Origin of the sequence: Blautia sp. MSK17_66, assembly GCF_020538025.1 — a bacterium.
GTDB lineage: Bacteria > Bacillota > Clostridia > Lachnospirales > Lachnospiraceae > Blautia_A.
In genome coordinates this window covers 1-692 of record NZ_JAJBNQ010000079.1, presented here as the reverse complement: position 1 = coordinate 692, position 692 = coordinate 1, and the positions used below count along the sequence as shown (strand labels likewise).

The window sequence follows — 692 nt, the reverse complement described above, 5'->3', positions numbered from 1 at the left end:
GTTGTGGCAAGGTGGCTTATTCCTTAGGCTGGCTACCGCCTATTTATCTCCGTCCAGCCATTTGCAGATGTAGTAGGCGACTACACTTGCCAAGACAGAGAGTAAGAAAGACGAAAATATACTCATGGTGGCACACCCCCTTTCTGTACCTGTATAGGGGTGGTAGCGTCGCTCATTATGGGGTGTAGATATTTTAGCTGGTAAACAAACAAGAATTCATAGAGATATAGATATAAATTTTGATGCTCAACATACGGAAAAATTGTTAAATGTGCTTTTGAATCTGGGCTATAAAATTGATACAGACTGGAAACCGGTTAGAATAGAGTTATATAGTGATGAACTTGGTTACTTAGACATTCACCCGTTCGTTTTAAATGAGGACGGAACTTCAAAACAAGCTGATTTAGAGGGTGGATGGTATGAGTTTGAAAAAGATTACTTTGGTAGTGTTTTTTTTGAAGGCAAAACAATTCCTTGTATATCTTTAAAAGGCCAAAAAGTTTTCCATTCAGGTTATGAATTAAGAGATAAAGATAAGCATGATATTTCAATTCTTGAAAGTTTATCAAAATAACATCGCTGTAATTTCTAAGATAAATTGCAGTTTGTCGGTACGAAGAAAAAGGTGCAAAAATGTATTGATAAGATTAGCGGTCAAGGCGAGAGGGAGTGAGGTGTAGATATTGACA

Annotated in this window: 1 pseudogene; it reads left to right on the top strand. The window is 37.0% G+C overall.

The features are described 5' to 3' along the window. Positions 1 to 178: 178 nt before the first annotated feature. Positions 179 to 577 (top strand): annotated as a pseudogene (locus LIR34_RS17555) (nucleotidyltransferase domain-containing protein); the annotation flags it as partial. Between the last annotated feature and the right edge of the window lie 115 nt (positions 578 to 692).